Source organism: Pontibacter sp. HSC-14F20, from assembly GCF_019599265.1.
Lineage (GTDB): Bacteria > Bacteroidota > Bacteroidia > Cytophagales > Hymenobacteraceae > Pontibacter.
The window spans coordinates 1-14,654 of record NZ_JAHZTC010000035.1 but is presented as its reverse complement, the minus strand read 5'-3'; the positions used below and the strand labels follow the sequence as shown (position 1 = coordinate 14,654).

The window sequence follows — 14,654 nt, the reverse complement described above, 5'->3', positions numbered from 1 at the left end:
TTTGCTCACATAATGCTCCAGGTACTCTTTATCTGATTCACTCAATTTTATTTCTATCTTCTCCATGCTTCCTCCTGCTTTTAAGGAAGAAACGCAATCATTACCTACTAAGTTGACTGTGTACTAGCCCCAGGAACACAAAGACTAGTTCAGCCTGATCTTACTAATAGGGATGAAACGCTGCTACAGTACCTTAACGCCGCTGCCTCAGGCGGCCATGATTCGCAACCGGACATTTTTCATTATAACTTTAACGGGCACACCGGAAAGTTCTATATAGGAGATGATGGCCTCCCCAAAGTTACTTCCTATACTATTATTAAGATTGAACCTTTCTTTACATCTGAGGAATCAAGCTTTGTTGTTACTACGGTTGATGGTATTAAGTATTTCTTCGGAGGGGTTGGCGCCACAGAATACAGCCAGTCACTTCCTGGTGATGGCGTAGGGTGCTCAAGTGAACATTATGACAGACTTCCCAATTCATGGTACTTGACTAAAATTGAACATCCATATGGGGATCAGGTTTTATTAACCTATGAGGGTGGCAGCGTTGACTATAGAAGCGGGGTGACCCAAATGCTGTTTAGGCCTATTGGAGATACGAAGTACATTTCATGTCACACGGAAAATCAAGCGGGCATAAGGTGCCCTCAATTTGAAGATGTGTTATGTTACAGTTACTTGTCTTCTGACTTCGTCAGAGTTAAAGAGATAACGTCCTCTAGTTTCGGCAAAGTTCAGTTCAACTATGAAACTCCAGCTAACCCCGATGGCTCGCTACGAGACATTGAAGGAATGGATGGAGTTCTGTCCAGCATTGTGCTAACCGATGGCAACAACCGGCAGGTCAAAAAGGTAAAGTTATCTTATCAAATACATGGAGAAGGTGAGGCCTCTAGACCGTTCCTTGTGAAGGTAGCTGAATATGGAAAAACAGAGACTGCACCAAAGGAGCATCAGTTCTCATACAAGGACCTCCATTTACTCCCCTCTAGGCTGTCCTTCAGTCAAGACCATTTTGGCTACTTCAACGGCAAGGATAACAGCGACTTGGTGCCTTTGCCAAACAACCCGCAAGACAGGGCTTTATTTAATAATAAGGGTGGAGACAGAGAGCCTGATGCCCATTTTTCTACCATAGGTATGCTCACCCAAGTAATATACCCTACAGGTGGAAGAAGTGAGATAGTATATGAGGCTAACGATATAAATGTCACCGAAGACGTTCTCTCCCCCCCGGTTAGGATTAACTTGGTGGCTGAAGGAACTGATGAAGCGTTCGAAACATATGATCCTGTTGTGGAAAGCGCTGATCCTATTGATGTTACTGTAGAACAACAGGTGGAACTGAACTTATTCTTTGAAAACACAAATGGAGTGAATGATGAGGATCACCATATCATGATGGTTGCGACCCTAACAGATAATACCATGAATTATGAGGATGTAAGTGAAGTACTGAGACCGGGTGAATCCAGGAAAGTAATAACTAGTCTTTTTGAAGGCAGAAGCTACACTTTAAGAATAGAGGTAACCGGCTACAGTGGCTATCTTGGCAGGGCCAACTTCTCTTATGTACCCAGCAAGAGCGATAATGTAACATACAATAAAGAATTTTCAGGTGTTCGTGTTGAGAAAATAATAACCTACGACTCAGTAGATCCTACTCCTGAAGTAAAAACTTTCCACTACCGGTACCTGGATAGTTCAACAGTCTCATCTGGGGTAATACTGCCATCTCCTAATGTATACCACTCAAGGAGGCGTTCGGCTATACATTGTAATTATGGTGGTATGTCTGAAACCCAAATTTATTACTGCGACTATAAAGTTCTGCACTCCAATAGCCTAACATTAGATTACTTATTGGCTCCAAACCCAGTACTGTACGAGTCAGTCCTAGTGAGCCTTGGGGAGGGCTTTGAAGGGGGAGGAACAGAGTATAGGTTCGATGTGCAGCAAGAGTCGCCGTCTTATACCCTAACGGGGGTGGGTATAGATGACGCTCCCTATGATGTTCGTGGCTTTGATAATGGGTTGTTGTTAAATGAAAATAGCTTCAAGCTCGTAGACGGAGAGGTTGTATTCTCAAGGAAAGTAGAGAACTTCTATAAAGTAGATGAAAGGGTTCAAGTTCAAGTGCAGGGTGTCTTTGCGAGAAAAAATTTCCACATGCCCCGTGTTTATTCCCCTCCTAAAGACTATGACTTCATTCCGTTTGACGTGGCTGTATATGACATAAACACGAGATGGAAATACATCTATAAGACAGTAATAACTGACTTTGACTTAAACGGGCAAAACCCTATCACAAGAACGACCCATTACTACTACGATAATCCGCAGCATGCATTGCAGACCCGCACTACGATTATGGACAGCAAGGGGGATCAGGTAGAAGTAAAGAAAAAGTATCCGCAAGATATCGTGGCTACTGGAACAGAGGAGGCAGCAAGGCAAGGTCTTATTAATAATTACCAGCTTGCGTCTGTTATAGAAGAAAGCATGAATCATAACGGAACTGTACAAAAGAAACATACAGTGTTTAAGGAATTTTTCACCGGGAAATATTTTCCGGAGTCAGTACGGACGAATACAGGTATGAACAACTCCATGGAAGATAGGCTGCTGTTCAAGAAATATGATAATAATGGAAATTTGATTGAGGTGTCGAGAGCAGACGATATACCTGTTGTCTATTTATGGGGGTATAAGCACACTCAACCTATAGCTGAAATTAAAAATGCCACTTATGAGGAAGTTGAGGCGGCATTAGGAGGGCCTACTTCAGTGGATGAAATGAGTAGCAATACCGAACTTTCCCAATATCATTTAGACCAGCTAAATAACCTACGGAATCAATTTCCAAAGGCGATGGTTACTGTCTACACTTATGATCCCTTGGTGGGTTTGACCTCCTCCACTGACCCGAACGGGAAAACGACCTACTACGAATACGATGGTTTTGGACGGCTGCGGGCAGTGAAGGACCACGAGGGCAACGTGGTCCAGAGCCATGAGTACCATTACGCGGGGCAGTAGGCGGGACCATTCCTGCGAGCTAAAACATGTCCAGCCACTCCAGCAGAGCATGCGGACGCAGATTTCATCTGCCCTTCCTTGTGTTCTGCGGAGCTGTTCTTTTTTCAAAAGCAAGTCATTCAACCATTCATTAATGTAATGGCCGCGCCCCTGAGCCCCTAGTGGAGGAGGGCCGGGGCAGCCTATCTCTAAAGCTGACTAGATGAAAACACTTCTACGACACACTCTTTTTAATACTCTTTCCTCTCTTCCGGCAACTGCACAGGGGCGCCACTCTTTTGCTAAGAGCAAGTCCTGCCAGCTGATACTGGTCATGTTGCTGATGCTCCTGCTGTTCTCAGGGGCTCCAGTTACTGGCTTTGCCCTGGGCGGTGCCGCTCCTGGTGAGCGGCTGCAGGCGGGGCTGGAACGGCTGCGGGAGCGGCACCTGGCCCCAGTCGAGGCGCGGGCCTTCGACCGGGACGCGGAGGCGGCGGGGCGTGCCTGGGGAAGGGCCCTGCAGGCTTATGGGGCCGGGCGCGACTCGCTCCACCGCACGGCCGCAGCCAGGCATGTGGCCGATCTAATCAGCCAGCGGCAGGCGCAGGCGCTCAAAACCGAGCCCCTGTCTTTTCAGGCGATGAGTGCCAGTTCCTCGGGCGAGGGGGCGGTGCCGGACGCCGTGGAGCGGCAGGCGTTGGCAGATCTGTACAGCAGCACGAACGGCGCGGACTGGAACGCCAACGCCAACTGGCTTAATGGGACTTCGAGTGCCGACATGGCCTCCTGGCACGGGGTGATGGTGCAGGGCGGGGACGTGGTCGGTCTGGTTCTCAACGGCAACGGGCTGAGCGGCGAGCTGCCCGCCTCGCTGGGCAACCTCACGGGGCTTCAGTACCTCTACCTGCACGACAACGCCCTGACTGGGGTAATCCCAGGCTCCCTGGGTAACATTTCCTCGCTTGTCCAGCTGTATCTGAGCGGCAACGGGCTAACGGGGGCGATCCCGGCAGAGTTAGGCAACCTGACCGGGCTGACCGATCTGGGGTTAAACGGCAACGCGCTCAGCGGAGGCATTCCCGCTTCGCTCGGAGCCCTTGCCAACCTGCAGTTTCTGTTCCTCAACGACAATGCCCTTACAGATGCCATCCCCGGCTCACTTGGCAACCTGAGCGGTCTGCGCCAGCTCTACCTAGGCGGCAACAGCCTGTCGGGCATCATCCCGCCATCGCTGGGCAGTCTCTCGCAGCTGCAGCATCTGGGGCTGAATGATTGCGCCCTGACGGGGAGCGTTCCTTCCGAACTGGGCAGCGCATCCTCTCTGCTGTACCTCTACCTGAATGACAACAACCTGATGGGCGAGCTTCCGGCATCAATAGGAAACCTCTCCTCCCTTCGACAGCTCTACCTGCACAACAACGCTCTAAGCGGCGCAGTGCCTCCGGAGCTGGGGAGCCTGTCGGCTCTCTGGGAGCTGGGGCTGGACAACAACCAGTTGTCGGGGGATGTGCCGGCCTCGCTGGCTTCGCTGCCAGGTCTCTACTACCTGAGCCTGACGGGCAACGCCTTCACCGCAATTCCCAACTTCAGTGCCGGCGCCGGTGCCTCCTCGCTCTATGTGGACGCCTACGACAACCGGCTGGACTTCGGATCGATCGAGCCTAACATGTCGGGCGTAAACACCACGCCACTTTCTTATTTCGGTTACGGAACGCAGGCTCAGCTCGGGCAGGCGGAGACCCGCGAGCTTGCGGCGGGCCAGCCTCTGGAGCTGCTGGCAGAGGCGGGCGGCACGCGCAACTTATATCAGTGGCAGCGAAGTGTGGACGGCGCCTGGCAGGATCTTCCAGGGGCCAACGCGAGCACCCACACGGTTCCGGCCGCCTCGGCCTCAGACGGCGGCGTTTACCGGTGCCGCGTGACCAACGAGTGGGCAACGGCCCTGACGCTCTACACGGCCGAGGTGACCGTGGTAGTAAATTCGGAGGAACCGCTGGCCTCCTCCCCGAGCACGGAGATGAACTACGTGCTCACCAACACGGCGCAGGTCGGGGGGGTGCTGACAGCGGAGGCGCTGGCGCAGGGCACGGCGCGCGAGGTGAGCCAGCAGATCGTCTACTTCGACGGGCTTGGGCGTGAGCTGCAGACGGTGCTCACCGGGGCCAGCCCCACAGGCCAGGACATCATCACGCAGGTCAGCTACGACTCGCAGGGAAGGGAGGAGCGTTCCTTCCTGCCTTACGCGGCAGCCGGGGCGGCGGGCTCCTTCCGCCCCGCGGCGATAGAAGAGCAGGCCGCCTTCTACGACCCCTCCAACATGATGCACCCGGACGTGGCCAAAGACACGGCCCCGTTTGCCGTGCCGGTCTACGAGGCCTCGCCCCTGAACCGTGTCCTGGAGCAGGGCGCGCCGGGGGCGGCCTGGCAGCCGGGCACGGGCCGCACCATAAAGCAGGGGCAGCGGACCAACCTGGCCGGGGAGGTGCGCCGCTGGGACTATGACCCGGTTGCAGGCGCCTTCTCCAGCCCGGGCTTCTACAATGCCGGCACCCTGTACGTGACCGAGACCAGGGACGAAGAGGACGCCCTTGCGGTGGAGTACAAGGACCTGCAAGGGCGGGTGGTGATGAAGCGCCACGAGACGGAGGTGGTGCCGGAGGGGGAGACAGGCCCGGATGGGCTGGTGTGCGGGGCGGACCCGGTGCAGCACTGGCCCTTCACGCATGGCTCGCTGACGGAGGCAAAGACGGGCCTGGTGGCCACGGGTTCGGGGGTATCCGCTGTGACTGGCAGGCAGGGGGAGGGCATTGGCTTCGACGGCACGGGCGGCCTCTCGGCTGCAGGCGCGGCCTATGACTGGGGGAGCGGGGACAGTTTCACCGTTGAGCTGTGGGTGCGCCGGCAGGGGGCGCCCGCCGACAACGAGGTGGTGCTGGGCCGCGACGACGTGGAGTCGGGCGGGTCGCTGCACTGGTGGATCGGGCTTGACCCGGCCGGGCGGGCGCGGCTGCAGCTGCGCGACAACCTCGGGGCTGGGGCCTTCCTGGGGGAGAGCCCGGGAAACCCGACTATCACCGACGGGGCCTGGCACCACGTGGTGGCCGTGCGCGACGCGGCCTGGCTGAGAACCAGACTCTACGTGGACGGGGTGCTGGTGGAGGAGGAGACCGTCTCCTCGCCGGAGGGCTTTGCCAGCCCGGCGGCCCTCAACATCGGCTGGCTCGACAGAAGCCATGGCTACCGCTTCCAGGGCGGGCTTGACGAGCTCTCCCTCTACGACAGGGCGCTCTCCTCGCGGGAGGTGGCCGCCCGCTTCGCCTCGGGCAGCTCGGAGCCGGCCTGCCTTTCGGTCGAGGCTGAGCCCGGCTTGGCCGACACCCACTACGTCTATGATGACTTGGGCAACCTGCGGCTGGTGATCCAGCCCGAGGGGCTGCGCAGCCACCTTCCCCAGCCGGGAGGCGGTGGCACCCTTGCCCTTGATGAAAACTTTATAAGAGACTGGTGCTTTCGCTACGCCTATGACGGGCGCAGGAGAGTGATCGAGAAGCAGGTGCCGGGGGCCGGGCCGGTGCAGCTGGTCTACAACCGGCGCGACGAGGTGGTCTTCCAGCGGGACGCAGCGCAGGCGGAGTCTGGCAAGTGGTCCTTCACCAAGTACGACGCGCTGGGCCGCCCTGTCGTGACGGGCGTACTGGATAAGCAGATCGAACGGTCTGCGCTGCAGGACGCGGTGAGCAATACCGCGCAGCAGTTTGAGACGCGGGACAGCTCTGCCATTGGCTACTCGCTCAACGCCTCCTCCCCGGCAGGGGTGACCATCACGACCAATGACCTGCTGACGGTCACCTATTACGACCACTATGACCACGCGGCCTTTACCCAGGACTATGATTTCGCGCCAGCAGTGGGCGTGACAGCCCGCAACGAGCGGGTGAAGGGGCAGGTGACGGGCGCCCGCACCCGGGTGCTGGGCAAGGAGGACTGGCTGGTGTCAGTCAACTACTATGATGACAAGTACAGGCTGGTGCAGGAGGTGTCGGACGGCTATCTGGGCGGAGCAAAGCAAGTGGCTTCAGAGCGCATGACCACCCGCTACGACTTCGTGGGCAGAGCTCTGGTGACGCTCGCCTCCCACCAGGACGGCACCCACATGGTGCGGGACACCATGGCCTATGACCACGCGGGGCGCCTGGCAAGCCACTGGCAGTCCATCGACGGCAGGGAGAGGGTGCTGCTGGCCGAGCGTAGCTACAATGAGCTGGGGCAGGAGACGGCGAAAAGGCTGCACCGGAACGCTGACGGCTCTTTTCTGCAGCAGGTGGACACGCGCTACAACATCCGCGGCTGGCTCGCCTCGGTCAACGACCCGGGCCAGGTGAGCCAGCAGGGGGACCTGTTCGGCCTGGAACTGAGCTACAACGTGGGCATGCAGCTGGGGGCCGGTGCGCAGTTCAGTGGCAACATCTCGGAGATGCGCTGGGCCACGGCCACGGACGAAAAGCTGCGGGGCTACGCCTACGCCTACGACCGGGCCAGCCGCCTGAAGGAAGGGAGCTACCGGTCCAACGCCGGCGCGGGCTGGGCGGCCGGGGAGGAGAACTACACGGTGGAGGGGCTCACCTATGACGCCAACGGCAATATCCTAAGCCTGCTTCGCCACGGCCTAGTGGCCGGGAATCCGCTAGACCGGCAGGACGGCCAGCGTACATTCGGCCCGGTGGATGATCTGAAGTACCGCTATGTGGGTAACCGACTTTTCAATGTCCTGGACGTGGCTGGCGACGGGGGCGACGAAATATACTTCCGTGACAACGGCCATGTCATTGAGTCAGATGAGGAATACGGCTACGACCTGAACGGCAACCTTAAAAAGGATGATAACAAGGGCATCACTTCTGTTGCCTACAACCACCTCAACCTGCCTGAACGGGTGGAGGTGGCCGGCAAGGGGCATATCCGTTTTGTCTACACAGCTTCCGGACTAAAACTCCGCAAGGAGGTCTATGACATTAGTGATCAGCTGACGGGAGCGACCGACTACGCGGGCCAGTTCGTCTACAGCCCGGAGGGTACCTTCGTCCACACCCCGGAGGGGCGGGCGCTTCACGAGCCGGCAACCGACCAGGTGTGGCGCTACGAGTACCACCTGAAGGACCACCTGGGCAACCTCAGGGTGAGCTTTGCCGAGGAGGTGACCACCTCCTCGCAGGCCACCATGGAGATGATGGCCGCGCAGCAGGAGGAGGCCGAGTTCGGGCACGTGGCCGAGACGCGGCACCTGGACCGGGTAAGGGCGCGCTCGGGCTCGCACGCGGCGCTCCTGGGGGCGGGCCGCGACAGGCCGCTGGGCCCGAGCAGGCGCCTCTCGGTGCGGGCGGGCGACATCGTGAAGGCGGAGGCTTTCGGACTGTACGAGGAGGAGGTGCGCGGCAACAAGGGCCTGAGCCTGGCCTCCTGGCTCTTGGGGGCGGCCACGGCCGGTGTGGGCACGGTGAGCGAGCTGGGAGGAAGCAACGGCAAGGCGCTGCCCTACATCGGGGCGGGCATCGCGCTGGCACCTGTGGTTTTGCAGAAGGAAAAAGGAGCGCCTGCGGCCTACATTCGCTATATTGCCTATACCAAAGACTCCAGTTACGTGGACTCGGGCTACCAGCTGCTCACGCGGCGGGCAAACGGGGAGTGGGAGAGGCTGGAGCTGGAATATACCGCTGAGCAGGACGGCTTTGTGGAGGTGTTCCTGGCAAACGAGAGCTATGAGGTAGCCTGGTTCGACGACATGAGCGTGAGCCAGACCCAGCCGATGCTCGTGCAGGAGAACCACTACGACCCCTGGGGCCTCAACCTTGTGGGCATTGAGAAGCAAGGAGCGCCGGACCATAAGTTCCAATACAATGGAAAGGAGAAGCAAACGGAGCTAGGCTTGAACTGGACGGACTACGGGGCCAGGATGTACGATGCGCAGATAGGAAGATGGCATGTTGTGGATCCTGCCGCTGACCTAATGCAGGAGTGGTCACCCTACAACTATACCTTTAACAATCCGATTATCTACACCGATCCAGACGGGAGGGTGCCGGACATAACCATATATGGTAAAAACAATTCAAGTGTAACAGTAAAAACTGACCTAATAGATGTTAGAGTCGATGCCAGCTCTTTGGGTGTAGACTTTGGAGGTAACTATAGTTTTGAAGGGGCGGATGTGCTACACACAGCACTTGATGTCGTTGGCGTATTTGATCCGTCTGGTACCGCAGATATGTTGAACGCTAGCCTTTATGCAGAGGAAGGAAACTTTGGGGATGCCATAATTAGTGGAGCTGGTGTAACAGTTATTGGGGATGCAGCAAAGGCTCCAAGATTATTAAAGGGGCTGGATAAGATATATGATAGTGTTAAAAAGATTGGTCCAGCAGGAGATGCTGGAGCCACAGTAACAAAACAGATACCTTCAGATTACATTATGAAAACTAGTGATAATGGTCAGGGAACTAAATTCCTAGATCCTAAAAACCCAAGCGGTAATAATGTTAGAGTTCAGAGCGGTAATCCTAATAGTCCAAACCCTGCTCAACAGAAGCCTTATGTTAAACAGACTCAAAATGGTAAATCTGTAGATGTTAATGGAAAGCAAGTAGATCCTAAATCAAGAGAAGCACATATTCCAAGAGAAGATTTTAAATTCGATAAGAAATGATAGGAGAAAATGAAAATCTCAAAAAATGGGAAGAGAACCTTTTTAATGCAATTAGAGATGTTTCAGACTTAGAACTTCAAAAATCTGCATGGTTAGGGAACAACCCGAAGTTTATATCTTCTTTCAGCGAAATTATTTCCATTCTATACGATGACTTTGATTTGGAGAGATACCTAATATTATATAAATCTAGAAGAGGTGTGGATAGATTGTATAATCAATTAGAGACTATGAAGGAAATGATAAATGATTACAAAAAGCAAGCATACAAAATAGAGTTAGAGCCTAGAGGGCAAGAACTTATACTATCTGATCCAAGATGGCTCCAAATAACTGATAAAGCGAAAGAAGTTTGTAGGCTCTTACCCCCGGCTGGTCTAGGCTTATAGCCCTTGTTCCAGCTTGCTATCATACAAAGCCCATTGTAACTGGTATTATTAGTTTAAATCTGTTCATCTAAATTAAACTAAAGAGCCACTACTAATTATATTACAGGGTTCAGCGGGGTTTGTGCGTGTCCTCAGCCGGACTTCGCTGCGGTAAAAGCAAGGCTAAATAAAGTCCCTTCGGTCGGCCTTGCTTTTGCCTCTGCTTGCCAGCCTGCGGTACTCCCCACGGCTGTTACCTTTTTGTTTTATAGAGTTGATTAAATGCCTCCGGCAGGAAGGCGCAAAAACAAAACCCACAGCCCACGTTGTGCTCGCCTGCGGGTCAGCCGCCGCGCAGCCAGTCGCTCGCCCTCACGGGCGGCTTCCCCTGTCTGGCTCAGACTTCCGCTCGCAGCGGCTTCGCGCTCTGAAATCTTACCCCCAACCCCCGGCATCAACCGGGGGCTTTTTGTTTATTGTTAGTGCTATACCTTGTGGCAGGCGCTATACCTGAGGACCAGCTGAACTGCCAGCTGCACGAAGGCTAAGGTAAGGGGCTTTTCCGGCCCCTTCCATCCCAGGAGCCATGGCTTGTTAAAGAAGAGAGTATTTTCAATCCTTTTTTGCTTATGCAAGTTGCAGTGCAGCATGATTTATTGAAAAGTAAGCGTAATGTCCTATCTTGTAGGAATGTTACCTCCCATCCATTTTTAGGGAGCACTGCATCAAAAACCAGCTACCTTTTCGAAGAAAACAAAACTACTTTATGCGCTACCTGCTTTCGCTCCTCTTCAGATCCTGTATTTACCTTCTGCCCTTCCTGCTGTTTTCTTTTGCAACGAATGCCCAGCAAACCAAGAAGCACCTTCCGGCGGGGGTACCGGACGCAGGTGAACTGCTGCGCGAGATGATCGCCTGGCAGGACAGCTTACAGGTTATCGACTATGCCTTGCAGGACTCCTCGCGCCTGCATGCTTCGCTTGATAGCCTACGGCAGCTGGGCCAGGAGGGAGAGGCGCTGGCACGAAGAGTTGACAGCCTCTCACAGACCGTAGCGGGGCAGTCGGTACTGCCTGAAGAGCTGAAGAATGTGCGTGCGAGACTGGAGCGGCAGCTGGAGGAGGGAAAGGAGTCCCTGGCCGACCAGCTCCTGCCGGAGGAGCTCAAACAGGCCCTGCGCCAGCTCAAGGAGGCCGGGCAGAAGAGTGCTGCCGCTCGCCTGCCCCAGCCCGCCGTTACGGGACAAGTGCCAGCCTCACCAAAGGAGCTGAAGGCAAAAGCCGGGCAGGCGGCGCTGAAGGCGGCGGGGGAGCCCTTCACCGAGTCCTTCGACAAGCTGGGGCAGGCGAAAGCGGATTTTGACAAGTACAAGGGCCGGGCAAGCAAGGTGGAGAGCATAAAGGACATGCCAAAAGGTGTTCTGGGACCCAACCCGCTTAAAGGAAAGCCTTGGACGGAGCGCCTGGTGGTGGGCAGCCTTTGGCAGGCGGGCAAGCAGGAGCGGTTCTTCCTGGACTTGGGGCCGACGCTGGCTTGGCGCTTCTCGGAGCGCCTCTCGATGGGCGCGGGCGGGCAGTACCGCCTGTACCTGAGCGTGAAGGATAAGCCCTTCGTGGGCGGCGCGGCGCGGGTGGGGGGCTACAGCCTCTTTTCGGACTTCCAGATCAAGAGCGGCTTTTTTGCACGGCTGCAGTACGAAGGCTTAAGTGCGCCGGTGACGCGGACAGACCCCCTCACGCAGGAGGAAACGCTTGGTAGAGAATGGGTGCCTGGGCTATCGGCGGGGCTGGGCAAGGACTACACGCTCTACAAAAAGCTCAGGGGCTACGCGCTCCTGCAGTACAACCTGCTGCACGAAAAGGGTCGCACTCCTTTCCTGCACCCCTTGCAGGCCCGCGTCGGCTTCTTCCTCTATGGCAGCGACTTGGTGCAACACACCAACTTATCATTCTGACCGGGTTTCTAACGGGTGCACGTTGGGTAGCGTATCCGGTTGAAGCAAACAGTTTTTTTGTAGGGCCGAATGTAGTGAATACCGACACTGCCTAATGCATCTTTTGGCTTAGGAGAATAGGGGGGCAAGACCTGCTAGTTCTAAGTTAGTATACATGGCAGGTGTAGAAACACCACCCTAGGGATAGAATAATAACATTATTATTAATGTAATTATATTTATAATAAGTGACTAATAAATGATTGCTTATTATGATTAAAATGCTTGTTTAAAGCTTTTGTTTTAAATAAAAAGCGCTAGTTGTTTTTGAGGTAGTTAGTATCTGAAATTGCATTTTTGCTCTCCGATGCACAAATTTCGAATCATTTTGTGGAGGATTTTATTAAACTAAGCGGCCAGGTTAAGGCTTTACTCAGTTTTTGCCATGTACTCTTAAAGCAAGGAGAGCGAATTATAATTTGCGTCCCCGGCCACTTTTTAACTTTGGTTTAGCCTGTATCTCCTTGATGTCGCTCAGGTCTCTGGCCCTGCCAAATGCTTACTTGTTCCGGATGAACTCTCGCAGGCCTATATAGGCCACCTCCAGCTCCACCCGCTCCCTATTATATATATGCTTCCTGAAAGCTGACGCCGTCAATGGTGTTGAGGATGTCGATGCGCAGCGGGGGGTAGCCGATCTGTGTGACGTAGCCCTCTTTGAGGAAACTCTACTTTTCAAAGCCAAGGAAGGAAATTCCGAAAATTTTTAGCACTTGTAGCATACGCTGTGCATTCTCCTCTGAAACCTTAATCCAGATATCCAAGTCACCCGTGTGGCGCGGTCTTCCGTGGAAGGCGAACGTGTAGCCCCGACCACCAGATTCTCTACCTGCATCATCATATCGTTCTGCGCTGCCAGCGGGGCTACAACAAGGATCAGGAGGACCTTCGCGAGACCGGCGGCCGCTCTTTGGGAGTTTTGTAAGAATTTTCAGCATAAGCATTTACACTTTTAAATACAGTACTGGTAAGAGCGGATGTCTCCCAATTGAGACAAGAACCAAACGCTTATTCAACGGGCATATGGTCAGGCACTAATAACCGGTGGAAACAATGGCTTGCTGCTGCCCTAAGGCAGTTGCTTCCTTGCCCAGCATACCGTCAGTTACTGCCAGGCGCGTATGAAAAAGCCCTTTTGCATCCGTCCATGCCTCGAACCAGGCTCTTTCTCGATAGAAATAATCTAATCGCCGCCGTATGTTATTCAAGCCAATCCGGTGCCCTTCCTGGTGCTGATGCAGGCACAGGTTCTCCGTGGTAATCAATAGTGTCTGGGCCTCATACCGTAGCGTGATCCGAGCCGGATTTTCCGGCAGGGACAGGTTGCCGTGCTTGAAGACGTTCTCCACCAGCGTCAACAGCACCAGGGGTATGAACTTCACACCAAACAGAGCTTCATCATACTGCACTTGGACATGAAGCCGATGGTTGTGGCGCACCTGGTGTAAATAAATCAGGTTCTCTGCCTGTTCCACCTCCTCCAGCAGAGGGACTTCCTGGTCCTCATGCCCACTCTCCAGGGCATAGCGCATCATATGGGACAGGGAAAGAATAGTTTCGGCAGCCTCGGTAGAGGTTTTGCGGACGCTATTGTAAATAAAGTTCAGCGTATTGAACAAGAAGTGGGGATTTATCTGTGCTTTGAGAAAAGCATGCTGGGATCTCATCAACTCACCTTGGAGTTGCTGTTTCTCAATCAGGTGAAGCAAATGTTCCTTTTCAGCCTGATCAGCCCGACGCCTTTCCTGCAGCGTTGTGACGAGAAAATAGTAGCCTGTCCCAAAGCCCATTAGGTAAACGGCACGCCACGTGGAACGCAGGCAGTAATGGTAATCAAATTTGAACGGACGAATAAGTTCTATTCCCAAATAGTTTGTCAGGAGGTGTTCCAAGCTGTAGTTTACGGCAATGTAAGCGGTAACCTCTCCCAGAACCAACAGCGGAAGAAACCAGTAATAGAGCCTTCCTTTCTGGAGAGCCCAGGGAAGGATGACGCTGGCGTGCAGGTAAAATAAACCGATGTTCACGGCATAATGGGCGGCATTGTCCCAGAAAGAGCCAAAGCTTTCCGTGATGGTACGCACCAGGAGCATCTCATATAGAATGAAGGCACCCCAGCATATAATATGGGTTTTATGTCGCGCGATATGATCCTGTAGAACTTGCATCGTGGAAATCAGGCTGTTGGTCTAACCGTTTGTCAGGTTGGTGTAATATTTTGTCAAGCTTAAAACGTCCTTTGTAACTTACATTTAAAAAAAAATATGGAAAAGCATCAACTCACACCGCTCACTTTGAAAAAGAAGACGATTGTTATTTTTTCCGGAAACGGCGAGGGTAAGCACACGGACAGTACGGAACGGACCACCATTACCTTTACCATGACCTCCCTGCACACCATCCTCAGCAACAGGAAGTAGAAGCCTTTGCCGAACACCTAGTCTAGTACACAGTCAATTTAGTCATTAGGTATCACTTTAGCATACTGAGAAGCCATCTTTTCCCTGGCCTCCTTGACTGTGAAGCTCCAGTGGATTTTTACTTGTTTCTCATTTCGTTCTTCTATCCA

The 14,654-nt window shown here is 54.1% G+C and carries 7 protein-coding genes; 5 read left to right on the top strand and 2 right to left on the bottom strand.

Going from position 1 to position 14,654, the window contains the following annotated elements; translation table 11 throughout:
* The first annotated feature begins 492 nt into the window (after positions 1–492).
* The 3 genes from K3G39_RS20245 (at position 493) to K3G39_RS20235 (ending at position 10,113) form a co-directional block, all read left to right on the top strand.
* A complete protein-coding gene (locus tag K3G39_RS20245; RefSeq protein ID WP_220627996.1) occupies positions 493–3,045 on the top strand; it encodes an RHS repeat domain-containing protein in 2,553 nt (850 codons plus the stop codon).
* Between the two features lie 202 nt (positions 3,046–3,247).
* On the top strand, positions 3,248–9,724 hold the full coding sequence (locus tag K3G39_RS20240) for a DUF6443 domain-containing protein (RefSeq protein ID WP_220627995.1): 6,477 nt from the start codon (positions 3,248–3,250) through the stop codon (positions 9,722–9,724).
* Entirely contained in the window at positions 9,721–10,113 is a 393-nt protein-coding gene (locus K3G39_RS20235; RefSeq protein ID WP_220627994.1) for a hypothetical protein, read from the top strand. Before K3G39_RS20240 ends, K3G39_RS20235 begins: the two co-directional genes overlap by 4 nt.
* A 257-nt stretch (positions 10,114–10,370) precedes the next feature.
* Here K3G39_RS20235 and K3G39_RS20230 read toward each other — a convergent pair whose 3' ends face one another.
* Entirely contained in the window at positions 10,371–10,547 is a 177-nt protein-coding gene (locus K3G39_RS20230; protein ID WP_220627993.1) for a hypothetical protein, read from the bottom strand.
* A 311-nt stretch (positions 10,548–10,858) separates the two neighbouring features.
* On the opposite strand from K3G39_RS20230, the gene K3G39_RS20225 reads away from it, so the two are divergent.
* Positions 10,859–12,046 (top strand): hypothetical protein, encoded by a 1,188-nt coding sequence (locus K3G39_RS20225; protein WP_220627992.1) that lies wholly within the window; start codon positions 10,859–10,861, stop codon positions 12,044–12,046.
* Between the two features lie 1,073 nt (positions 12,047–13,119).
* On the opposite strand, the gene K3G39_RS20220 is transcribed toward K3G39_RS20225, so the two are convergent.
* Complete coding sequence (locus K3G39_RS20220) at positions 13,120–14,253, bottom strand: sensor histidine kinase (protein ID WP_220627991.1); 1,134 nt, start codon at positions 14,251–14,253, stop codon at positions 13,120–13,122.
* 96 nt (positions 14,254–14,349) lie between these two features.
* Here K3G39_RS20220 and K3G39_RS20215 point away from each other — a divergent pair, with 96 nt between their 5' ends.
* Positions 14,350–14,505 (top strand): hypothetical protein, encoded by a 156-nt coding sequence (locus K3G39_RS20215; RefSeq protein ID WP_220627990.1) that lies wholly within the window; start codon positions 14,350–14,352, stop codon positions 14,503–14,505.
* The last annotated feature ends 149 nt before the right edge of the window (positions 14,506–14,654 follow it).